The following is a 19,799-nucleotide window of genomic DNA, read 5'->3' as shown; positions in this document are numbered from 1 at the left end:
GGGAGGATGAGGGGGTGGATCTGGTGATCATGGCGGACACGCACGTGCCCAAGCGGGCGCGGGATCTTCCGGGGCCGCTGTGGGCGGCCGTGGAGGCCGCGGATGTCGTGGTGCACGCCGGGGACTGGGTGGACGTGGCGCTGCTGGACGCGCTGGAGGCGCGGTCGCGCCGGCTGGTCGGCGTGTACGGCAACAACGACGGGCCGGAGCTGCGCGCCCGGCTGCCCGAGGTGGCCCGGGTCGAGCTGGACGGCCTGCGCGTCGCCGTGGTGCACGAGACCGGCCCGAAGACCCGCCGCGAGGAGCGCTGCGCCGCCGCGTACGGCGACTGCGACCTGCTCGTCTTCGGGCACTCGCACATCCCCTGGGACAGCGTCGCCCCGGGCGGCCTGCGGCTGCTCAACCCCGGCTCGCCGACCGACCGGCGGGCGCAGCCGCACGCCACGTACCTGACCGCGCGGGTGGCGGCGGGGCGGCTCGACCGGGTCGAGCTGCACCGCCTGCCCCCGCGCTGACCGCTCAGCGGCCCCGGCCGGTCTCCGCCTGCAACTCGTCGATCCGCCGGGACGCCTCGGCCTTGGTCAGGCCCTCCGGCACCGGCTCGCCCGCCTCCTGCGCCAGCGTGTGCAGGTACGACTCCTGGGCGGCGGTGGGCGGCTCGTCGCCGGTGACCCAGTCGTCCGGGTCCTTGACGGCGGCGTCCGGGTTCACGTTCCTGCCGTTGGTGTTGGCGCGGTCGGCCATGCTCATCACCTCTCCTCGAACAGGTGTTCCACTACCCCCGGGCCGCCGGGTTCATGCCGGCCGCCGCCTACGATCACCTGGTGACGACGGACCGGGCGGGCGTGGTGGTGGTCGGCGCGGGCATCGCCGGAGTGGCGTGCGCGACCGAGTTGGCGCGGGCCGGGATCCCGGTACGGCTGCGCGAGCGCGCCCGGGTCACCGGCGGGCGGATGGCCAGCAAGCGTTTCGACGGCCGCCCGGCCGACCTGGGCGCCGCGTACTTCACAGTCGACGACCCGGACTTCGCCGCCGTGGTGGACCGGTGGCGGGCGGCCGGGCTGGCGCGGGAGTGGACCGACACGCTCGCCGCGTACGGGCCGGGCGGACGCGAGCAGGTCACCGGCCCGATGCGGTGGGCCGCCCCACGCGGGCTGCGCTCGCTCGTCGAACACCTGGCCGGCGACCTTCCGGTGACCCACAACCGGCTGGTGATGACAGTCGAGCCGGGCCCCCGGGCCGACGGCGCCGAGGCCGAGGCGGTGGTGCTCGCCATGCCCGGCCCGCAGGCCGCGCTGCTGCTGGACCCGGCGCTGGCCGAGGCGACCCGGGCGGTGGCCGCGCAGCGGTGGTCGTCCGCGTTGACCGGGGTGCTGCACTTCCCGGCCCGCCGCTGGGCGGACTTCCGGGGCGCGTTCGTCAACGACCACCCGGTGCTCAGCCTGGTCTGCGACGACGGCGACCGGCGCGGCGACGGCGCGCCGGTGCTCGTAGCGCACACCACCGCCGGGTTCGCCGCCCGGCACCTGCTCCAGCCCACCGCCGCCCGCGAGGCGATCGAGCAGGCGGTCCGCGACCTGCTCGGGCTGCCCGAGCCGGCGCTGTCGACCCACGTGCACCGCTGGACGTACGCGACCCCGGCCGCGCACGCCGGGGATGCCACGTTCCACCTGGACGACGACGGCATCGGCCTGGCCGGCGACGCGTTCGGCCGCCCGCGCGTGCAGACCGCCTGGCGCTCCGGCCGGGACCTCGGCCGCGCGCTCGCCGCCCGGCTGGGCTGAACCGGGGCGCGCTCAGCCGGTGGCGCCCACCGGCTGCGCCGCCGACCCGGCCCGCGTGTCCTCGCCGGTGCGTTCACCCTCCCGGTCCAGCAACTGCATGACCGGTGTCGCGGCGATCCCGTGCGCCACCACCGAGACCACCACCACGAGACCGACTGTGGCCCAGACCAGCTCCGCCTGCGGGAAGTCGGTCTTGCTGGTGGCGTACGCCAGGTAGTAGAACGAGCCGACGCCGCGGATGCCGAACAGCGAGATCACCCAGTGCTCGGCCGGCTTGCCGGGCGCGCCGCGCAGCGACAGCCACCCGGCCAGCGGCCGGATCACCAGCACCAGGGCCAACCCGGCCAGCGCGGCCGGCCAGGTCAGCGGCGCGAGCAGCCCGCCGATCACCGCGCCGCCGAACAGCAGCAGCAACAGCACGGTGAGCAGCCGCTCCACCTGCTCGGCGAAGTCGTGCAGCACGGAGTGGAACTCGTGGGTGCGCTCGGCGGCCCGGATCGCCCGGGCGGCCACGAACACGGCCAGGAAGCCGTACCCGCCGATCACCTCGACCAGCCCGTACGCGAGGAACGTCGCGGCCAGCGCGAGGAACCCCTCGGAGTGCCGGGCCAGCCGCAGCTTGCTCGGGGCGCGGAAGAACAGCTTGCCGAGCAGCCAGCCGACGAGCAACCCGCCGCCCGCCCCGGCGGCGAGCTTGTAGAGCACGTCCACCGCGAACCACTCGCCGAGCCAGCCGGACGGCGCGAGCCCGGTGGTGGCGATCGCGATGGCCGCGTACACGAACGGGAAGGCCAGCCCATCGTTCAGGCCCGCCTCCGAGGTGAGCGCGAAGCGCACCTCGTCCTCGGAGTCCTCCACATCGGTCGGTTCGCCCACCTGCACGTCGGAGGCGAGCACCGGGTCGGTGGGCGCGAGCGCCGCGCCGAGCAGCAGCGCCGCGGCCGGCACCAGCCCGGCCCACCACCAGCCGAGCAGCGCCACCGCGGCGATGCACAGCGGCATGGCGATCGCCAGCAGCCGCCACGTCGACGACCAGCGGGCCCAGCTCAACGGACGGTCGATCTTCAGGCCGGCGCCCATCAGCGCGACGATCACGCCGACCTCGGTGAGGTGGGTGGTCAGCTCCGGCCAGCGCAGCGGATCCGGTGTGGGCAGACCGGTGGGCAGCACGAAGACGAGCATGCCGAGCCCGAGGAACGCGATCGGCATCGACAGCGGCCGTCGCTCCAGCACCCGGGGCAGCACCCCGGCCAGCAGCGCACCGACGCCCAGCAGAGCGAACGCGACATCGACCGGTTCCACGGCACCACCCTTCCGACGCCCGGCGGCCGGGCGGTGGAGTCCAGCAGTGCCCCGAAGCGGACCCGGCTAAGCCTGCGCGCGCCCGCCGGTTGACCGCCGCTCAGCCGAGCGAGGCGATGGCGCTGTCGGACAGGGCGTCCAGCAGCGCGGCCGGGTCGTCGTACACCGCGACCGCGCCCGCGCCGGCCAGCTCCGCGCGGCCGGTGCCGCCGCAGGTCAGCCCGATGCAGGGGATGTCGAGCTTGCCGGCGGCGGCGACGTCCCAGACCGAGTCGCCGACGAACACCACCCGCTCGGCGGCCAGCCCCGACTGCTCCAGCGCGGCGACCAGGATGTCCGGCGCCGGCTTGCTCTCCCGCGCGTCGGCCGACGAGGTGACCGAGTCGATCACGTCGTCGGCGTCCAGCGCGGCCCGTAGCGCGGTCACCTCGTGTTCGGCGGCCGAGGTCGCGAGCACCACCCGCAGCCCGCGCTCCGCGCAGGCGCGCAGCAGCTCCCGCGCCCCGGGCAGTGGCGTGAGGCGCTCCCAGTACTCGCCGTAGAGCGCGTCGTGCGCGTCGCGCAGCCGGCCGTCGGCGTCCCGGTCGCGCTCCGCGCCGAGCAGGTGGTCGAGGAGCTTGTCCGAGCCCATGCCGATGGACCTGTGGATCCGCGCCATCGGCACCCGGTGGTCGCCCTGGCGCAGCGCCTCCCACCAGCTCACCGTGTGCAGGTACGTGGTGTCGACCAGGGTGCCGTCCACGTCGAAGAGGACACCGCGGCGCTTGTCGTCGGTCATGTCCGGCTCCTACCCGGCCGGGGCGTCGCCGACGCGCGGTCCGTCCGCCGGGATGAGGATCTCGAACCACACAGTCGATCCGCGTACGGTCGGGTCGGTCCCCCAGGCGTCGCTCAGCTCCTCGATCAGGCCGAGCCCACGCCCCCGGCTGCTGAGCGTGTCGGTCTGGGCGCGGGTCACCTGACCCCGGGTGCCCGAGTCGGCCACCGACACCAGCAGCCGCTCCGCGGACAGGTCGACCTCGACCCGGGCGGCGGTGCCGGCGTGCAGCAGCGCGTTCGTGGTCAGCTCGCTCGTGCACAGCACCGCCGCGCCGATCACCGCCTCGGGCACCTGCCACTCGGTGAGCTGCGCGGTCATCCAGTGCCGGACCCGGCTCGGGGCGGTCGGCTCGGCCGGCACCTCCATGCTCGCCGACCGGCTCGGCCGGACCGCGTACTCCACCGCGAGCACCGCCACGTCGTCCTCGGTGGCGCCCGGCACCGCGGCGGTCGCGACAGCGCACAGCGCGCGCGGGTCCCCGCCGGCCGCTCCGGTCACCGCCGCGCCCAGCCCCGCCATCCCGGCGGCCACGTCCTGCCAGCGGCGCTCCACCACGCCGTCGCTGTAGAGCAGCAGGGTGTCACCGGGGCGGAACGGCACGGTGGCGGTACGCGCCCGCCCGCCCAGGCCCAGCGGAGGAGCGGGCGGCACGTCGACGAACTCGGCCACCGCCGCGTCGGGTCCGGCGCGCCGGATCAGCGGCGCGGGATGCCCGGCGCTGGCCAGCGTGACCAGTTCCCGGTCCGCGTCGATCACGCCGAACACCACTGTGACGAACAGCTCCTGGGTGCCGCCCTCGACACCGAGGCTGGCGACCAGCCGGTCCAGGCCGTCGAGCACCGCGTCTGGGCGAGGGTCGACCAGGGCGAGCGCGCGCAGCGCGGCGCGCACCTGGCCCATCCGGGCGGCGGCCTGCACGTCGTGCCCGGCCACGTCGCCCAGCACCACCCCGAGCGCGCCGGTGGGCAGCAGGAACGCGTCGTAGAAGTCGCCGCCGGCGGCGTTGCCGTCCACGCCCGGGTCGTACCGGGCGGCGATACGCAGCCGGGGCAGGTCCGGCAGCCGCTCCGGCAGCATGCTGCGTTGCAGCATCTGGGCGGTGCCGTGCTGGGTCTCGAAGCGGCGGGCCCGCTCGGCGGCCTGGCCGACCAGCTCCGCCGACGCGGCGAGCAGCGCCCGTTCCGCGGGGGACCACGGACGCGGCTCCCGGTAACCGATGGTGAGCGAGCCACGGACCACACTCGTGCGCAGCGGCAGCGCCGCCAGCGCGCGGATCTTCTCGTCGTGCCGGTCCGCCGCGACGCCGCGCAGCGGCTGGCCGTCGGCGGTGAACGAGGCCACGCCGCTGCGCGCGGACACCACCGCCGGCAGCGCCGACTCGGCGGACATCCGCCGCCACAGCGGGGGCAGCCGCTCGTCGGCCTCGTCGAGCAGTTCGCCGCGGATGCGGCGGACCAGCCGCCAGGCGCTGCCCTCGTCCACCGCGAACGACACCCGGTCCGCGTCGAAGGAGTGCAGGCAGTAGCGCAGCGTCACCCGGGCCACGTCGTCCAGGGTGAGCGTGCCGGACAGCGCCGCCGCGAAGTCGCTCAGGCTCTGCAACTGCTGGGTCAGCTGGGTGGTCTGCGCCGAGACGGTGAGCACGCCGACGATCCGGCCGGTGGAGTCGCGTACCGCGCAGTGCCCACGGGTGAACACGGCCGGCTCGGCCGGACCCTGCCGGTCGGCGGGCAGCACCGCCTCCCGCTGCAGGAACGGCTCACCGTGCCGGTAGACGCGCTCCAGCGCCTCGCCGGCGCCGGGATCACGCCACACCTCGGCGAACGCCTCGGCCGCCGGCCGGCCCAGCGCGTGCGGGTGCCGGTCGCCGATCAGCTCGGCGTACCCGTCGTTGTAGAAGACGACGAGGTCGTCGCCGAGGAGCAGCGCCATCGGCACCGGGGAGGCGAGCACCACGTCCATCACGGCGCGTACCGCCGGATCCCAGCCCTGCGGTGCGCCCAGCGGCGTGCCGGCCCACGGATGACCGGTCTGCGCGGGCGGCCCGTGGACGACGGGATCGGCGGGCGCTCCCGGTGCGGGGGCGGGCGGTGTGGGAACCCGACCGACGGTGCCTGGCATGACCGCAGCCTAACCGGAGCGTGGCGGGCTGGTTCCGATCATGCGTTCGTGGCGGGTCCCGGCTTCCGGCGGCGCGGACGTTCGGGCAGGTCACGGCCGGTTCGATCACCCATGTCGGGAAATTGGCCCGGTCCGGCTCGGAGTGCTGCCCAGGTCACCGGGTATGCGGGCGGCGCAGTTCACGCGACAGGAGGGACATCATGCCGAAAACCCTCGCGGTCGGGCAGGTCGACATCGGTGCGGCCTGGACCGACTTCTGGAGGTCGGTGCTGCTCTTCGTACCGCGAGCGATCGCGTTCATCGCGATTCTCGTCGTGGGTTGGCTCATCGCTAGAGCCGTACTCAAAATCGTGGACGCGGCACTGGAACGGGTCGGGTTCGACCGCGCCGTGGAACGGGGCGGTATCAAACGGGCCCTGGAACGCACCAAGTACGACGCCAGCGACATCCTGGCCAAACTGGCCTACTACGCGGTCCTGCTGTTCACCCTGCAGTTCGCCTTCGGGGTGTGGGGGCCGAACGCGATCAGCGACCTGATCCGCGGGGTGGTGTCCTGGCTGCCGCGAGCCTTCGTGGCGATCGTGATCGTGGTGATCGCCGCCGCCATCGCCAACGCCGTCCGGGACCTGGTCTCCGGCGCGCTCGGCGGGCTCTCGTACGGCCGGGTGCTGGCCGACGTGACAGCGATCTTCATCCTGGCGCTCGGCATCATCGCCGCGCTGAACCAGGTGGGTATCGCCACCACGGTGACCACACCGGTGCTCGTGGCCTTCCTCGCCACCGTGGCCGGCATCCTGATCGTCGGTGTCGGTGGTGGTCTGGTCAAGCCGATGCAGGACCGCTGGGACGGCTGGCTGCACCGGGCCGCCGAGGAGTCCCGGGCGATCCGGCAGCAGCGGCAGGCGCAGCAGGCCGGCCGGGGCGACTACGAACGCAAGATGGCCGACCGGGGCGGGCAGCCGACGCCGGCCGCGCCGCAGTCGTCGATGTCGGGCGCGGGTACGTACCGCTCCGGCGAGATGGGCGACGAGACGCAGCAGTTCCGCCGGCCGGGAGGCTGACGGCAACGGGTGACGGGGTGTCCGCGGGATGGTGGCGGGCGCCCCGAAACCGTGTCCGGGTCCGGCCGGCTGCCGGTCAGGCCAGGTGACGCGGGTCGAGTCCGCGGGCCAGCAGGCAGACCGCCAGCAGGCGGGTGAGCACCCAGTCCGGCGCGGACCAGTCCACCGGCTCGGCCGGCGGCGTCCAGCCGTGCTCCGCCGCCGCGTCGCGCAGCCCCTCGGCGTATCCGGCGAGCGCCGCCACGGTGAGCGGGTGGCGGTCGCCGCGGAGGCTGTCGCGTACCCCGGCGGCGTGCTGGTCGACCTCGGCGAGCAGCCCGGGGTTCGCGTGGGCCGCGGCGAGGCCGGCGGTGCCGACGGCGGCGGTCAGCGTGGTGAGGGTCGACCGCGCGGCCACTGCCGCGGAGCGGGTCGCGACCCGGTTGTTCGGCACGCGCATGGTGTCCGAGGCTAACGCCGCCCGGTGCGGACCGACCTCGGCCGACCGGCGGACTGCGGGGTCGTCCGGGAGAGCGGCCACGTCGTCCGCGGGGATTGAGTCGCCCGTGCGGGGGCAGAAGTCCGGCACGAGGAGCACGCAGCAGCCCCACGGAGGGACACCATGGGACATCTGGCCGACGGCCCGGACCGGGCGCACCGCCGCCCCGACGGGGTGAGTGACGCCACGGTCGAGGCGCTGGGCAGGCTCAGCGAGGCCCTGGAGTGCGTCGAGCGGGCACGCGGGCACCTCTACGAGCTGCATCAGCTGATCGGCCACGCCGATCTGATGCTCGACGACGCCGTGGAGATGTTCCGCCGCGCCGGGCACCCGGGCCTGGCCGAGCGGATCGACCGGGAGCTGCTCGGGCGTAACGTCATCGCCGGGCGGTGGACGTTCCAGATCGTCGAGGACTTCGACGACGGGTACTACGCGCTCTTCCGGGAGCTGGACCGGCAGGCCCGCGACGAGCTGGTCGAGGGCCGGCGGCACCTCTACGAGGCCGAGATGAAGGAACGCCGCCGCAGCCGGGGGATGCCGGGGCACGAGGCGCGCCCCGGCACACGCTGACTCAGTCGGAGGAGCGGGCGTCGGCCGGACGGCGGCGCGCGCCGTCGTCGGCGATGATCACGGTCGCGACCATCAGCGCGACCACCAGGCTGAACAGCCAGGAGCTGTCCTCGGTGAACCGGGCGGAGACCGGAGCCTGGATCGCGGCGAGCAGGAAGCCCAGCCAAGCGAGCTTGCGCTGACGGTTGGAGAGGAAACCGGAGCCCTGTTGCATCCCGAAAGTCTTGCGCGCGACAGGGGGAGTGCCGTCAGCCGTTCGGCCGATTCTGGATGGGCTGTCCGTTTTCCTGGCTGTCCGTACCGCACTTTTTGTCGTATCGGCCGAGCATGAATCCGGCGGCCACGGGCATCGGCGCGGGTGCCCGCAGCCGTCCGGGGATCACATGCTGTCCGGGCCGGTCCGCCCGATCGTCGACGGCCGGTAGGCCCGGTCCGCATCGGTCATCTCGCGCCGCTCGGCCTCCGGGCCGGCGCCCCGGTCCACCGCCTCCGGGCCGTGCCCGAACGCGGCCTCCTCGCCGGCGTCGTTGGCGGTGACGTCGTCGCCCTGGCCGTCCGTGGCCGACCGGGCGATGGCCTGGTCCAGCTCGTGCAGGGGAGTGCGGTCCTCGTCGCGCCACACGTGGCGGTCGTTGTCGGTCATTCCCCTGCGGTACCCGGACCGGATGATCGCAAACGGGCACGGCGACAGCCGCGGTCCCGGCTCGTTTCGATCCCGATGCCCGGTGGCCCGGAACGCTTCCCGGGCCACCGGGCATCGGCGATGGCGCTACTTGGCGCCGGTGAGGGCCACCAGGGCGTTGGCGGTGCGGAAGTACGGGTTGCGGCCGAGGTCGCCGACGGTGGTGATGTTGAAGGCGTCCTTGAGCAGCTTGGCGTCGCCGTCGCTGACCCCGGCGAGGGCGGACACCGGGGCGTCGACGATCTCGGTGAGGGTCTTGTCCTGGTAGGCCTTGTCGACCAGCTTGGTGAGGTCGGCGGTGACGGGCATGCACACTCCTTCGAGTTCCGGTCGGGCAATCCGACCGGTTGCGGACAAACCTGACGGAATTAGATCATGAAGCGGTACCAGAGATCCACTGTGGATCCCCGGGCTCACTCCTCCTCGTCGCCGCCCTCGTCGTCGCCGAAGGAGTCGAACACCTCGTCGGCGAGCATCCCGCCGGCGAAGCCGAGCGCGGCGCCGCCGACCACGCCCGCGGCGACGGCGCCCATGCCCGGGCCACCGTGCCGCTCGTGGTGCTCCTCCTTGTGGTGGCCGTACGCGGCGTGCCCGTAGCCGGGCGCGCCGTAGGCGGGCTGCCCGTAGCCGTGGCCGGCGTGCATGCTCTGGTAGCCGTCGAGGGCCTGGCGGACCCACGCGTCGACCTGAGCGGCCCAGTCGACCTGGTCGGCGTCGGTGTGCGCGACGTGGTAGCGGCCGAAGGAGTCATGGCCGCCGGAGAACAGGCCACCGCGCTTGTCGAACTCCAGCACGACGTCTACGCCGTACTCGTTCGCGACGAAGGTCAGCTCGACCTCGTTGACGGCGTGGGCGTACTGCGGGGCGGCGTAGTACTCGATCTCCTGGTAGAACGGCAGGCTCTGGCGCAGGCCCGAGATGTGCCCGCGTTCCAGGCCGGCGCCCTTGAACTGGAATCCGAGCCGGCCGAAGCCCTCCAGGATGCGTTCCTGCACCGGCAGCGGGTGCACGTACACCGGGTCGAGGTCGCCCTTGTCCACGGCGCCGGGGATCGCCACCTCGGTGCGCAGTCCCATCGTCATGCCGTGCAGGCGCTGCCCGTACAGGTCGGTCACCGGCGTCTCCCACGGCATCGCCACCTGGAACGGCAGCGACATCTGCTGTCCCTCGGACAGGCGCAGACCGCCGGCGACCTGGACCCGGTGGAACTCCACGAGGGTGTCGTACTCCTGCTCGGCGCCCTCCATCTCCACCCGGGTGACCAGCCCGACGGTGATGTGGTCGATCTCCACGTCGTGGCTGCCGCCGGTCAGGTTCACCTGCCCGCCCAGCATCAGCCCCGGGCGGGTACCCGGATTGGCCAGGACCGTGTCGACAGCGGGGCCGCCCACCCCGAACGCGCCCAGCATCCTCTTGAACACCACGAACATCTCCCTTGACGGCCACCGGACGTGCGGCACCCGGGATCCGGGGAGAGATTCACCTGGAACCCTTGTGCCGCAACGAGATCAACGGCGTCCATAATGGATCACGCCGCGCCGGGAGACTACCAACGCCACCTGAGAGGTAGCTGAAAGCATTCGCTTCGTCACTGTGGGCCATCGGTCGGCGTGGGGCGCCGGAACAGCCGCAGCAGGCGGGCCGCGACCTCGCCGTCGCCCCGGACGACGACGTCGGCGGCATGCAGCGGCACGCCACCGAAGATGAGCGAGCGGAAGGTCCCGGCGCCGGCCCGGATCACCAGGTCGGGATCGGCGGCGTCGGCGCGTACCACGTCGACGCGTCCGTCCTCGACGGTGACGAGCAGGCTGTCGCCGTCGAGAAGAAGCTGACACCGTACGGCGAAGTCGCGCGCCGCGGCCGGGTCGAAGGTGGTCTTCATGGCGAGGGCCAGCGCGTCGACGCTCAGCTGCGCCGACGAGGTCAGCGGACCCCGGCTGCCCCACCTGGCCAGCCCCAGCAGGGCGGGTTCGAGGTCCCGCCCCCATTCGGTCAGCTCGTACGCCCGGACGCCCGCCGGTGGCCCGAGACGCCGCCGGCGCACCACTCCCGCCTCCTCCAACTCGGCGAGCCGGGCGGTGAGCATGCTCTGACTGGCGCCGGGCAGGCCGCGCCGCAGGTCGGTGAAGCGCTTCGGTCCGAGCAGCAACTCACGGACGATCAGCAACGCCCATCTGTCGCCGACCAGGTTGAGCGCCCGGGCCAGACCGCAGGGATCGTCGTATGCGCGCGCCATCCGCTGATGGTATCGCTACAGCACTCTCTGGTGCTAAATTCGCACCGTGACGACGTACATCCTGATCCCGGGAGCCGGCGGCGACGCCTGGTACTGGCACCGCCTGGTTCCCCTGCTGGAGCAGCGCGGCCACGAGGCGATCGCCGTCGACCTCCCGGCCGCGGACGACAGCGCGGGACTGCCGGAGTACGCGGAAACAGTGGTCGAGGCGGCCGGTGACCGTGGAGACCTGGTGGTGGTGGCCCAGTCGATGGGCGGCCTGACCGCACCACTGGTCTGCAGTCGGCTGCCGGTCTCACGGCTGGTCCTGGTCAACGCGATGATCCCGGCGCCCGGTGAGACCGGCGGCGACTGGTGGACCAACACCGGGCAGGACCAGGCCCGCCGGGAGTGCGACAGGCGCGAGGGCCGCTCTCCCGACGGGCCGTTCGATCCGCTGGTGTACTTCTTCCACGACGTGCCGCAGGACATCACCGACCAGGCCATGGCGGGTGGGTCACCGCAGTCGGGCACGCCGTTCGCGCAGCCCTGGCCGCTTGATGCGTGGCCCGACGTGCCGACCGAGGTCCTGAGCGGCGGCGCGGACAGGTTCTTCCCGGCCGAATTCCAGACCCGGGTGGCCCATCAGCGGCTCGGCGTCACGCCCGAGCGCCTGCCCGGCGGGCATCTGCTGGCCCTCAGCCGGCCCGAGGCGCTGGCTGCCGCGTTGGACCGCTGAGGGCGGGGGAGGTTGCCTCAGGGGATGGGCCGGTCGACCGCACCGCGCCAGGCGCCCGTCTCCTGACCGCGCCGCTCGATGAACTGCTTGAACCGCTCCAGGTCGCCCTTGGCGCGCCGGTCGACCACGCCGAGCTTGTCGCCGGCCTGCTCGACCGCGCCGTGCGGCTCGAACTCCATCTGCAGCGTGACCCGGGTGTGCCCCTCGTCGAGGCGGTGGAAGGTCACCACGCCCGCCTGCTGGGTGCCCCCGGTGGAGCGCCAGGCCACCCGCTCGTCCGGCAGCTGCTCGGTGATCTCGGCGTCGAACTCGCGCTTCACGCCCGCGATCTCGACGGTCCAGTGGGTCATCGTGTCGGAGAGCTGCCGCACCTCCTGCACGCCGTCCATGAAGTGGGGGAACTCCTCGAACTGGGTCCACTGGTCGTACGCGGTCCGGATCGGGACGTCCACGTCCACGTGCTCGGTAACGCCACTCATGTCGGGGTTCCTCCTGTTCCGCCGGTGTGTGTCTCGTACGGGCCGTGGGCCGGCCCGCTCACCAGCGCGTCGTCTCGTTCCTGTGCCCGAGTGCGGCCCACACCTCGGAGATCGTCTGGTAGTGGGCGTCCGCGGGCAGGGTCTCCAGAGCGGCGACGATGTCCGTCGGCGCCTCGTTCTCCCGCGCGTTCGCCAGCAGCGCCTCCCGGTCGCCGGGCAGGGCGGTCATCGTGATGAACCGCCCCAGACGGCTGCGCGCCTCGACGTCCTCGGAGCTCATGCCCTGCGGCGTGCCGCTGCGCAGCTCCCCGGCCGGCGCCGTGGTGGCCTCCGGCTGGTCCTCGCCGGCGGGCTCCGGGATCCGGAACTCCTCGGCCCGCGAACCGCCGGTGCCGGCGCTCTGGACGAGACCGCTGACCTCGCTGCTCATCTGGTCGTCGACCCTGGGCGAGTGCTTGCTGCTGCCACGTTCCATGCCTTGGGAGATGCCCCGGGGGACCGCCGGTAAACCGGCGCCGGCCGGGAGAGCCGGTCATCCGGGCGGCAACCGGTCGGCCGGCCGCTGCCCGTCCGCCTTCTCGTCGTCGGCCGGGGCGCGCGGCGGCAGCACCGGGTCGTCCGGCTCCTCGACCCCGGCCTGCATCGCCCGCCCGCGCTGCAGCTCGGCGTTGACCTGCACGCCGAGCATCAACGCGCAGTTGGACAGGTAGAGCCACACCAGGAACGCGATGACCGCGCCGAGACTGCCGTAGGTGACGTCGTACGAGCCGAAGTTGGCCACGTACAGGCCGAAGCCGAAGGACGCGAGCACCCAGGCCACGAGCGCCAGCGCGCCGCCCGGGGTGAGCCAGCGGAACCGCGGCTGCTGCACGTTCGGCGCGATCCAGAACAGCAGCGACAGCAGCGTCATGGCGACCACGGCGAGCAGCGGCCACTTCGCCACCGACCACGTGGTGCGGGCCACCGCGCCGGCGTGCAGCAGGTCACCCACCGCGTCGGTGACCGGGCCGCTGACGATCAACCCGGTGGCCACCACCGCGAGCAGCACGATCGTCACCGCGGCCATGCCGATCTGCAACGGGCGCAGGCGGTAGAACGGACGGCCCTCCCGCACCCCGTAGATCGCGTTGGAGGCGCGGGTGAACGCGCCGATGAACCCGGACGCGGACCAGAGCGCGCCGAGCAGACCGAAGCTGAGCAGCACCTTCGCCGAGCCCTGCTGCTCGACCACGTTGCGCACCACACCCACGAACGCGTCGTTGCCGACCACCGAGCCGGCGCCGATCTCCCCGGCCAGGTCGATCACGGTGTCGACGGTGCGCGGGCCGTCGGAGACCAGGCCGACCAGCGCCACCACCACGATCGTGGACGGGAACAGCGCCAGCACCCCGTAGTAGGTGAGCGCCGCCGCCCAGTCGGCGCAGTTGTCGGTGACGAAACCCTTGCCGCTGCGCACCAGCACGCCCCGCCAGGTACGCCAGTTGAGCTGGCGGATCCGGCGGGGGAGACGGGACCGCGTCCGGCCGCCGACCGTCTGTGGTGTCGTCACGGTCATGTCCGCCTCCTCCAGGCTCCGCCACCGGGCGTGGCCGGGCGGTACCCCCGGGGGGAAATCGACAAACCGGGGCGCCGGTTTGCCCGCCGGACGGGAGGGAACCACACCAGGCAGCCGATCGAGACTCCAGGAGGAGGACGAGATGCCCGGGCGCGAGGTACTGCCCAGCACGCTGCGGCGCTCCCCGGCGAAGGCGCAGCGGACCTGGGAGAAGACGCACGACTCGGCGGTCGAGACGTACGGCGAGGGGGAGCGGGCGCACCGCACCGCCTTCGCCGCGGTCAAGCACGAGTTCGAGAAGGTGGGCGACCACTGGGAGCCCAAGGGCCGTAAGGGGCCCAGCGACGAGCAGGCCGAAGGCGGCGGCCCGGCCCGGCGCGCGCCGACGGCCGGCGGGGTGGACGCCAACGCCAGCAAGGACCACCTCATGGAGGTGGCGAAGAAACTGGACGTGCGCGGCCGGTCCCGGATGACCAAGCCGGAACTGGTCAAGGCGATCGAGAAGGCAAACAACAACGCGACCCGCAAGGCCCGCGGGGGTCGCTGACCCCTGGGGGTACGCGTCGAGCCCGGGACCGCCTCGGTCCCGGGCTCGTGTCGTGCCGTCTCACCAGTGGCCGCCGCCCGGCGCCTGAAGGTGCACCGCCTTGACGGTGCTGAACTCGTCCAGCAGTTCCGGGCCGTACCCGAAGCCCTGACCGCTGCCCCGGCGCGGCTGGGCCGCGCCCCCCGGTGCCCCGCCGAACACCGAATTGATCTTCACGGTGCCGACCGGCAGTTCCCGCCAGGCGCGCTGGGCGTGGCTCATCGAGCCGGTCAGCACGGTGGCGGCCAGGCCGTACGGGGAGTCGGCCGCGCAGCGCAGCCCCTCGCTGAACGAGTCGACCACCACCACCGCGGCGACCGGCCCGAACGTCTCCTCGCGGACCAGCGCCATGTCGTGCCGGCACCCCTCGACCACTGTCGCCGGGTAGAACGCGCCCGGCCCCTCCGGCAGCACACCGCCGGCGCGTACCCGGGCGCCGTCGGCGAGCGCGGCCGTCACCTGCCCGTGCACGTGGTCCCGGTGCCGCCGGTCCACCAGCGGGCCGAGCTGCGTTTCCGGGTCACGGCCGGGGCCCACGGTGAGCGCCTCGGCGCGCGCCACGAGCGCGTCCAGGAAGCCCTCGGCGACGTCCCGGTGCACGTAGACGCGTTCCACCGCCACGCAGATCTGACCGGCGTTGGCGAAGCACCCGAGCGCCGCCTGCTCGGCCGCCCAGACCGGGTCGACGTCCGCGTCCACCACCAGCGGGTCGCTGCCGCCGTTCTCCAGCAGCACCTTCGCGCCGGTACGGGCGCCCGCGGCGGCGATCGCCCGGCCGGTCGCAGTGGAACCGACGTGGGCGACGACGTCGACGTCCTGCCCGGACAGCGCGGCCCCCACCTCGCCGCCGCCGCTGAGCAGCGACAGCACCCCGGCCGGCAACGCCGAGTCCAGCGCGCGGGCGAGCAGCCAGCCGGTGGCCGGGGTGCGCTCGCTCGGCTTGTGGACCACCACGTTGCCGGTGACCAGGGCCGCGCCGAGCAGGCCGCACGACACCGCCACCGGGTCGTTCCACGGGGTGATCGCGGCGACCACGCCGCGTGGCTCGGGGGCCATGAAGTCCAGCGCGTCGTGCGCGCCGTGCAGCGTCCGGCCGCCCCGGACCGGCGCCAGTTCGGCGTACTGTCGCAGCGTGCCGATGCCCGCCGCCACCCCGCCCCGCGCGTCCTCCAGGGGCTTGCCCATCTCCGCGGTGGTCGCCTCGGCCAGCTCTCCGGCCGCCGCCTCGACCGCGTCCGCGGCCCGGTGCAGCGCCGCGGCCCGCTCCGCGGTCGGGGTCGCGGCCCATTCCGCCGCCACGCCCCGGGCCGCCTCCACCGCCTTGGCCACCTCGTCGGCGGTCGCCACCGGCGTCCGGGTCACCGGCGACCCGTCCGCCGGATCGTGGACGACAAGCTCGCCGCCCTCGCCGCCGGCACCCCACACTCCACCTATGAGCTGCGCAACCGTGTACATGCGGCCCTGCTTGCCCCGGCCTGGGCCGGGCAAACGCGTTTCGCCCGGTGACCGGCCGGGTAGGCGGATCCGATGACCTCGACCGCCGACGCCGTCGTCATCGGAGCCGGGCACAACGGGCTGGTGGCCGCGAACCTGCTGGTGGACGCCGGCTGGGACGTCACCGTCCTGGAGGCCACCGGGGCGCCCGGTGGGGCCGTCCGCTCCGCGTACGTGACAGCGCCCGGTTACCTCAGCGACCTCTACAGCTCCTTCTACCCGCTCGGGTACGCATCTCCGGTCCTGGACGGGCTGGGCCTGGAACGGCACGGCCTGTCCTGGACGCACGCCCCGGACGTGCTGGCGCACCTGCTTCCGGACGGCCGGGCCGCCGTGGTCAACCGCGACCTGGACACCACAGCGGCCTCGCTGGAGGCGTTCGCGCCCGGCGACGGGGAGCGCTGGCGGCACGCGTACGCCGACTGGCGCCAGGTGGCCGAGCCGATGCTGCAGACCATCACCACCCCGTTCCCGCCGGTACGCGGCGGGCTGGGCCTGCTGCGGCAACTCCGGGTCGGCGGCGCGCTCCGCCTGGCCCGCCGCCTCCTGCTGCCCGTCCGCAAGCTCGGCGCGGAACTGTTTGAGGGCGAGGGCGGCACGGTCCTGCTGGCCGGCTGCGCCCTGCACACCGACCTGTCCCCGGAGGACGCCGGCTCCGGCGTGTACGGCTGGCTGCTCGCCATGCTCGGCCAGCAGGTGGGCTGGCCGGTGCCGGTCGGCGGCGCCCAGCGGATCACCGACGCGCTGGTGGCCCGGCTGGTCGAGCGGGGCGGGCGGATCGAGTACGGCGCCCGGGTCGAGCGGGTGCTCACCGCCCGGGGCCGCGCGATGGGCGTCCGTACCGCCGGGGGAACCGACTGGCGGGCCCGCCGCGCGGTGCTCGCCGACGTGCCCGCGCCGGCGCTCTTCCTCGACCTGGTCGGCGCGGCGGCGCTGCCGCCCCGGATGGTCGAGGACCTGGCGCACTTCAAGTGGGACGGCTCCACGCTCAAGGTCGACTGGGCGCTGTCCGCGCCGGTGCCGTGGAAGAACCGGGAACTGGCCGGCGCCGGCACCGTGCACCTGGGCGCGGACCTCGACGGGCTCACCACGTACGCGGCCGAACTGGCCCGCGGAGAACTGCCCCGGGACCCGTTCCTGCTGGTCGGGCAGATGTCGGTGGCCGACCCGAGCCACTCGCCGCCGGGCACCGAGTCGCTCTGGTCCTACACGCACCTGCCGTTCCGCCGGGACTGGCGGGCCGAGGACGTCGCGGGGCACGTGGAGCGGATGGAGGAGGTGCTGGAGGAGGCGGCGCCGGGCTTCCGGGCCTCGGTCGTCGGGCGGCACGTGGCCGCCCCGGCCGACCTGGAGGCCGCCGAGCCGAGCCTGGTGGGCGGCGCGCTCGGCGGTGGCACTGCCGCCGCGTACCAGCAGTTGTTCCTGCGGCCGATCCCCGGCCTGGGCCGCGCCGACACCCCGGTGGACCGGCTCTACCTGGCCAGCGCCTCCGCCCACCCCGGCGGCGGTGTGCACGGCGCGCCGGGGGCGAACGCGGCGCGGGCCGCGCTGGCCCGCGACCGGGCCGTCACCGGCGCGGTGTACGCCCGCACGATCGCCGCCGCCCACCGCGCCGTCTACCGCTGACCGCGTCTGCGCGGCACCACCCTCGCCGCTGCCGTCCTCCGCGCCCTCGCGGGAGTGGGGCCCGGCCCGCGTCAGCGCACCCGCTGCGGCTGACCTCCGCCGACGTCCGCTCGCCCTGGCTGACCTCCGCCGACGTCCGCTCGCCCTGGCTGACCTCCGCCGACGTCCGCTCGCCCTGGCTGACCTCCGCCGACGTCCGCTCGCCCTGGCTGACCTCCGGTCGCACCCATTGCGGCTGACCGCCTGACCCCGCCAACCGCAGGACGCCTGGCACCGGAAGCTCGCCCACCGACAGGCGGGGTACCGCTTCCCGCCCCAATCTCGCCAAGTGAAATCAGCAGCCCGCATCCCGGGAACTGGTGTAGATCTTGGTACGAAATGGCCCTCATGGGGGCCCTTTCGTACCAAGATCTGCGGGCCGCGCCTGGCGTGGCCGCGGTCTCGTGCCCGCTGACGTACTGACTGCGGTTAGGTGCCTGATCGTCGCGCGGGTGTGTCACGGGAGTGTTCGGCCAGCCCGCTCCTCGCCAGCCGCCGCGCCGCACGCCCACGTCCCGCGCGATCTTGCAGTTGGCGCCCGAGGGGTGCCGGTTTTGCCAGGCTTTGCCGGGCACCAAACTGCAAGATCGCGCCTGTGGCGGGGTGGCGGGGTGGCGGGGTGGGGCGGTGAGGCATGCGGCGTTGGTTACGCAGCGTGCTTGATTGCGCCTGAGGTGGGGCCGTGGCGCCGGGAGAGCGCCCCAGGTCAAGGCGGTGCTGCGCCGGTGGCGGCAGAGCAAAGGCGCGGGGTGCGGGACATGGCGGGGCGAGCGCGCCCTCACGCGCCGTGACAGCGGCGTGAGGGCGCGTTGCGGGCGCGCGGCAGGGCAGGGCGGATCAGGAGTCGAGGTTGCGGTGCCGGCTGCGCAACTTGAACGGCATCAACGCGCTCTCGATCTTGGTGGCGGTGGTCATCTTCGAGTCGCCGTCGCGGCGCTCCTCGAAGCGGATCGGCACCTCCAGGATGGTGTGGCCCAGCTTGGTGGCGAGGTAGTGCATCTCCACCTGGAAGCTGTAGCCGTTCGACTGGACCCGGTCGAGCCCGATCGCGCGCAGCGCCTCGGCCTGCCAGATCTTGAAGCCGGCGGTCAGGTCACGGATGCGCACGCGCAGCAGCGTGTGCACGTACAGGTTGGCCCAGCCGCTGAGCGCGCGCCGGTACAGCGGCCAGTTCTCGTCCAGCTCACCGCCGGGCACGTACCGCGAGCCGATGACCACCGAAGCCTGCGTGGACAGCAGCGCGCCGAGCATGCCGGGCAGCGCCTCCGGCGGGTGCGACAGGTCGGCGTCCATCTGGGCGACGAAGTCCGCGCCGTCGTCGAGCGCCCGGCCGATGCCGTCCACGTACGCCCGGCCGAGACCCTCCTTGCCCGGGCGGTGCACCACCGTCACCCGGTCCGGGTGCTCGATGGCCAGCTTGTCGGCGACCTCACCGGTGCCGTCCGGGGAGTTGTCGTCCGCGACCAGCACCTTCAGCCCCGGCAGAGGCAGCGCGAGCAGGCGCTCGACCAGCACCGGGAGGTTGCCCGCCTCGTTGTAGGTCGGAACGACGACGGTCAGGCGCGCATCCCCCCACGGGGAGGGTAACTGCACGGGTTCGATCATCACGGACATCCTCGGTCAGCGGACAGGTTCATCTGAGAGGGTATCCAGTGGGCCGTGCGGCGGCCGCACAGACGCCCCGCCGAGGGATCGATCCCGCTCCGGCTTCTGCCGGGTCGCGATGTCGGACAGCCGGGCCAGCGTCTCCCGGTTGCGAAGATGCAGCACCAGGTCGTTGAGCTTGGTCCGGACCCACCGCAGCGGCCCGGCGGCGAAGTCCTCGCCGATGGTCACCCGGGTCCGGCCGTCCTCCAGCGGTTCCAGAGCGAACGCCACTGTCGCCTCGCCGGCCGGCCACAACCCGGCGCGCAGCACGAGCCGGTGCGGCGCCTGGCACTCCAGCACGGTGGACTTGTCCTGCAGCGAGAACGGCCAGGGCCCGGCCCGGTGGTGCAGGTTGCTGCCGACCCGGGGCCACGTGTCGTCCACGTCCCGCACGTGCACGGTGCCCACCACCCAGTCGCTGTACGTCCACCCGTCCGCGAGCACCTCGAAGACCTGCTCCGGAGGCGCGTCGATCACTTTCTCCACAACCGCCATCACCAACCGGTACCCCGCCCCGGGCCGCCGCTAACGGCGAGCGGGTTAGCTTCTCGGGGGCGGCGGGTATCGCCGGACCGGAACGGTCGTGGCAACGTGTGCGCCG

General features: G+C 73.8%; 23 protein-coding genes. 7 read left to right on the top strand and 16 right to left on the bottom strand.

Features of this window, described 5'->3' with window-relative positions; translation table 11 throughout:
- Window positions 1–14 precede the first annotated feature (14 nt).
- Window positions 15–515 (top strand): metallophosphoesterase, encoded by a 501-nt coding sequence (locus HA073_RS11815; RefSeq protein WP_166456368.1) that lies wholly within the window; start codon window positions 15–17, stop codon window positions 513–515.
- A 4-nt stretch (window positions 516–519) separates the two neighbouring features.
- Here the strand turns inward: HA073_RS11815 and HA073_RS11810 are convergent, their stop codons facing one another.
- Window positions 520–744 (bottom strand): DUF3072 domain-containing protein, encoded by a 225-nt coding sequence (locus HA073_RS11810; RefSeq protein ID WP_013474820.1) that lies wholly within the window; start codon window positions 742–744, stop codon window positions 520–522.
- 101 nt (window positions 745–845) lie between these two features.
- Between HA073_RS11810 and HA073_RS11805 the strand changes: the two genes are divergently transcribed.
- The gene (locus HA073_RS11805; protein ID WP_043330356.1) at window positions 846–1,784 is read left to right on the top strand and encodes an NAD(P)/FAD-dependent oxidoreductase; all 939 of its coding nucleotides are present in this window, start codon (window positions 846–848) and stop codon (window positions 1,782–1,784) included.
- Between the two features lie 12 nt (window positions 1,785–1,796).
- On the opposite strand, the gene HA073_RS11800 is transcribed toward HA073_RS11805, so the two are convergent.
- The 3 genes from HA073_RS11800 to HA073_RS11790 all read right to left on the bottom strand — a co-directional run bounded on the left by HA073_RS11800 (window position 1,797) and on the right by HA073_RS11790 (window position 6,027).
- Complete coding sequence (locus HA073_RS11800) at window positions 1,797–3,086, bottom strand: sodium:proton antiporter (RefSeq protein WP_166456367.1); 1,290 nt, start codon at window positions 3,084–3,086, stop codon at window positions 1,797–1,799.
- 100 nt (window positions 3,087–3,186) lie between these two features.
- Window positions 3,187–3,864, bottom strand: coding sequence for an HAD family hydrolase (locus tag HA073_RS11795; RefSeq protein ID WP_166456366.1), 678 nt, complete (start codon window positions 3,862–3,864; stop codon window positions 3,187–3,189).
- A 9-nt stretch (window positions 3,865–3,873) separates the two neighbouring features.
- The gene (locus HA073_RS11790; RefSeq protein ID WP_043325038.1) at window positions 3,874–6,027 is read right to left on the bottom strand and encodes a SpoIIE family protein phosphatase; all 2,154 of its coding nucleotides are present in this window, start codon (window positions 6,025–6,027) and stop codon (window positions 3,874–3,876) included.
- A 200-nt stretch (window positions 6,028–6,227) separates the two neighbouring features.
- On the opposite strand from HA073_RS11790, the gene HA073_RS11785 reads away from it, so the two are divergent.
- Complete coding sequence (locus tag HA073_RS11785; RefSeq protein WP_043325037.1) at window positions 6,228–7,088, top strand: hypothetical protein; 861 nt, start codon at window positions 6,228–6,230, stop codon at window positions 7,086–7,088.
- 76 nt (window positions 7,089–7,164) lie between these two features.
- Here HA073_RS11785 and HA073_RS11780 read toward each other — a convergent pair whose 3' ends face one another.
- Entirely contained in the window at window positions 7,165–7,527 is a 363-nt protein-coding gene (locus HA073_RS11780) for a DUF6401 family natural product biosynthesis protein (protein WP_043330355.1), read from the bottom strand.
- A 162-nt stretch (window positions 7,528–7,689) separates the two neighbouring features.
- Here HA073_RS11780 and HA073_RS11775 point away from each other — a divergent pair, with 162 nt between their 5' ends.
- Window positions 7,690–8,136, top strand: a complete 447-nt coding sequence (locus HA073_RS11775) for a hypothetical protein (RefSeq protein ID WP_030499855.1) — start codon at window positions 7,690–7,692, stop codon at window positions 8,134–8,136.
- Window position 8,137: 1 nt separating this feature from the next.
- On the opposite strand, the gene HA073_RS11770 is transcribed toward HA073_RS11775, so the two are convergent.
- The 5 genes from HA073_RS11770 to HA073_RS11750 all read right to left on the bottom strand — a co-directional run bounded on the left by HA073_RS11770 (window position 8,138) and on the right by HA073_RS11750 (window position 11,054).
- Window positions 8,138–8,350 (bottom strand): hypothetical protein, encoded by a 213-nt coding sequence (locus HA073_RS11770; RefSeq protein WP_030499856.1) that lies wholly within the window; start codon window positions 8,348–8,350, stop codon window positions 8,138–8,140.
- A 165-nt stretch (window positions 8,351–8,515) separates the two neighbouring features.
- Window positions 8,516–8,779, bottom strand: a complete 264-nt coding sequence (locus HA073_RS11765; RefSeq protein ID WP_030270328.1) for a hypothetical protein — start codon at window positions 8,777–8,779, stop codon at window positions 8,516–8,518.
- 126 nt (window positions 8,780–8,905) lie between these two features.
- Window positions 8,906–9,127 (bottom strand): hypothetical protein, encoded by a 222-nt coding sequence (locus tag HA073_RS11760; protein ID WP_018788305.1) that lies wholly within the window; start codon window positions 9,125–9,127, stop codon window positions 8,906–8,908.
- Window positions 9,128–9,231: 104 nt separating this feature from the next.
- Complete coding sequence (locus HA073_RS11755) at window positions 9,232–10,242, bottom strand: sporulation protein (protein WP_166456365.1); 1,011 nt, start codon at window positions 10,240–10,242, stop codon at window positions 9,232–9,234.
- A gap of 164 nt (window positions 10,243–10,406) precedes the next feature.
- Window positions 10,407–11,054 carry a helix-turn-helix domain-containing protein gene (locus HA073_RS11750; RefSeq protein ID WP_197494992.1) on the bottom strand — a complete coding sequence of 216 codons (648 nt, stop codon included), beginning with the start codon at window positions 11,052–11,054 and terminating at the stop codon, window positions 10,407–10,409.
- 46 nt (window positions 11,055–11,100) lie between these two features.
- Here HA073_RS11750 and HA073_RS11745 point away from each other — a divergent pair, with 46 nt between their 5' ends.
- Window positions 11,101–11,772 (top strand): alpha/beta fold hydrolase, encoded by a 672-nt coding sequence (locus tag HA073_RS11745; RefSeq protein WP_166456364.1) that lies wholly within the window; start codon window positions 11,101–11,103, stop codon window positions 11,770–11,772.
- Between the two features lie 17 nt (window positions 11,773–11,789).
- Here HA073_RS11745 and HA073_RS11740 read toward each other — a convergent pair whose 3' ends face one another.
- The 3 genes from HA073_RS11740 to HA073_RS11730 are packed head-to-tail and all read right to left on the bottom strand — an operon-like array spanning window position 11,790 to window position 13,806.
- Window positions 11,790–12,251, bottom strand: coding sequence for an SRPBCC family protein (locus tag HA073_RS11740; protein WP_030499861.1), 462 nt, complete (start codon window positions 12,249–12,251; stop codon window positions 11,790–11,792).
- A 58-nt stretch (window positions 12,252–12,309) separates the two neighbouring features.
- Window positions 12,310–12,726 (bottom strand): DUF2795 domain-containing protein, encoded by a 417-nt coding sequence (locus tag HA073_RS11735; RefSeq protein ID WP_043325035.1) that lies wholly within the window; start codon window positions 12,724–12,726, stop codon window positions 12,310–12,312.
- A 57-nt stretch (window positions 12,727–12,783) separates the two neighbouring features.
- Window positions 12,784–13,806, bottom strand: a complete 1,023-nt coding sequence (locus HA073_RS11730) for a YihY/virulence factor BrkB family protein (protein ID WP_064448758.1) — start codon at window positions 13,804–13,806, stop codon at window positions 12,784–12,786.
- A 142-nt stretch (window positions 13,807–13,948) separates the two neighbouring features.
- On the opposite strand from HA073_RS11730, the gene HA073_RS11725 reads away from it, so the two are divergent.
- A complete protein-coding gene (locus HA073_RS11725) occupies window positions 13,949–14,353 on the top strand; it encodes a ChaB family protein (RefSeq protein WP_043325033.1) in 405 nt (134 codons plus the stop codon).
- A gap of 60 nt (window positions 14,354–14,413) precedes the next feature.
- Here HA073_RS11725 and HA073_RS11720 read toward each other — a convergent pair whose 3' ends face one another.
- On the bottom strand, window positions 14,414–15,847 hold the full coding sequence (locus tag HA073_RS11720; RefSeq protein ID WP_064448757.1) for an aldehyde dehydrogenase: 1,434 nt from the start codon (window positions 15,845–15,847) through the stop codon (window positions 14,414–14,416).
- Between the two features lie 72 nt (window positions 15,848–15,919).
- On the opposite strand from HA073_RS11720, the gene HA073_RS11715 reads away from it, so the two are divergent.
- Window positions 15,920–17,512 (top strand): NAD(P)/FAD-dependent oxidoreductase, encoded by a 1,593-nt coding sequence (locus HA073_RS11715; RefSeq protein ID WP_166456363.1) that lies wholly within the window; start codon window positions 15,920–15,922, stop codon window positions 17,510–17,512.
- Between the two features lie 876 nt (window positions 17,513–18,388).
- Here the strand turns inward: HA073_RS11715 and HA073_RS11710 are convergent.
- Together HA073_RS11710 and HA073_RS11705 are read right to left on the bottom strand one after the other, a co-directional pair.
- Complete coding sequence (locus HA073_RS11710; RefSeq protein ID WP_043325031.1) at window positions 18,389–19,156, bottom strand: polyprenol monophosphomannose synthase; 768 nt, start codon at window positions 19,154–19,156, stop codon at window positions 18,389–18,391.
- 15 nt (window positions 19,157–19,171) lie between these two features.
- Window positions 19,172–19,693, bottom strand: a complete 522-nt coding sequence (locus tag HA073_RS11705) for an SRPBCC family protein (protein ID WP_307189071.1) — start codon at window positions 19,691–19,693, stop codon at window positions 19,172–19,174.
- Window positions 19,694–19,799: the final 106 nt, after the last annotated feature.

It is taken from the genome of Micromonospora sp. CMU55-4 (genome assembly GCF_011602315.1).
In the GTDB taxonomy this organism is placed as follows: Bacteria; Actinomycetota; Actinomycetes; order Mycobacteriales; family Micromonosporaceae; genus Micromonospora; species Micromonospora chalcea.
This window is presented reverse-complemented; position numbering and strand designations above follow the sequence as displayed.

What these genes read in the sequence shown, in the direction of transcription:
- HA073_RS11810 (WP_013474820.1), bottom strand. Translation starts at nt 744, where the DNA reads ATGGCCGACCGCGCCAACACCAACGGCAGGAACGTGAACCCGGACGCC.
- HA073_RS11765 (WP_030270328.1), bottom strand. Translation starts at nt 8,779, where the DNA reads ATGACCGACAACGACCGCCACGTGTGGCGCGACGAGGACCGCACTCCC.
- HA073_RS11785 (WP_043325037.1), top strand. Translation starts at nt 6,228, where the DNA reads ATGCCGAAAACCCTCGCGGTCGGGCAGGTCGACATCGGTGCGGCCTGG.
- HA073_RS11725 (WP_043325033.1), top strand. Translation starts at nt 13,949, where the DNA reads ATGCCCGGGCGCGAGGTACTGCCCAGCACGCTGCGGCGCTCCCCGGCG.
- HA073_RS11770 (WP_030499856.1), bottom strand. Translation starts at nt 8,350, where the DNA reads ATGCAACAGGGCTCCGGTTTCCTCTCCAACCGTCAGCGCAAGCTCGCT.
- HA073_RS11780 (WP_043330355.1), bottom strand. Translation starts at nt 7,527, where the DNA reads ATGCGCGTGCCGAACAACCGGGTCGCGACCCGCTCCGCGGCAGTGGCC.
- HA073_RS11735 (WP_043325035.1), bottom strand. Translation starts at nt 12,726, where the DNA reads ATGGAACGTGGCAGCAGCAAGCACTCGCCCAGGGTCGACGACCAGATG.
- HA073_RS11720 (WP_064448757.1), bottom strand. Translation starts at nt 15,847, where the DNA reads ATGTACACGGTTGCGCAGCTCATAGGTGGAGTGTGGGGTGCCGGCGGC.
- HA073_RS11795 (WP_166456366.1), bottom strand. Translation starts at nt 3,864, where the DNA reads ATGACCGACGACAAGCGCCGCGGTGTCCTCTTCGACGTGGACGGCACC.
- HA073_RS11710 (WP_043325031.1), bottom strand. Translation starts at nt 19,156, where the DNA reads ATGATCGAACCCGTGCAGTTACCCTCCCCGTGGGGGGATGCGCGCCTG.
- HA073_RS11740 (WP_030499861.1), bottom strand. Translation starts at nt 12,251, where the DNA reads ATGAGTGGCGTTACCGAGCACGTGGACGTGGACGTCCCGATCCGGACC.
- HA073_RS11715 (WP_166456363.1), top strand. Translation starts at nt 15,920, where the DNA reads ATGACCTCGACCGCCGACGCCGTCGTCATCGGAGCCGGGCACAACGGG.
- HA073_RS11790 (WP_043325038.1), bottom strand. Translation starts at nt 6,027, where the DNA reads ATGCCAGGCACCGTCGGTCGGGTTCCCACACCGCCCGCCCCCGCACCG.
- HA073_RS11705 (WP_307189071.1), bottom strand. Translation starts at nt 19,693, where the DNA reads ATGGCGGTTGTGGAGAAAGTGATCGACGCGCCTCCGGAGCAGGTCTTC.
- HA073_RS11750 (WP_197494992.1), bottom strand. Translation starts at nt 11,054, where the DNA reads ATGGCGCGCGCATACGACGATCCCTGCGGTCTGGCCCGGGCGCTCAAC.
- HA073_RS11760 (WP_018788305.1), bottom strand. Translation starts at nt 9,127, where the DNA reads ATGCCCGTCACCGCCGACCTCACCAAGCTGGTCGACAAGGCCTACCAG.
- HA073_RS11775 (WP_030499855.1), top strand. Translation starts at nt 7,690, where the DNA reads ATGGGACATCTGGCCGACGGCCCGGACCGGGCGCACCGCCGCCCCGAC.
- HA073_RS11730 (WP_064448758.1), bottom strand. Translation starts at nt 13,806, where the DNA reads ATGACCGTGACGACACCACAGACGGTCGGCGGCCGGACGCGGTCCCGT.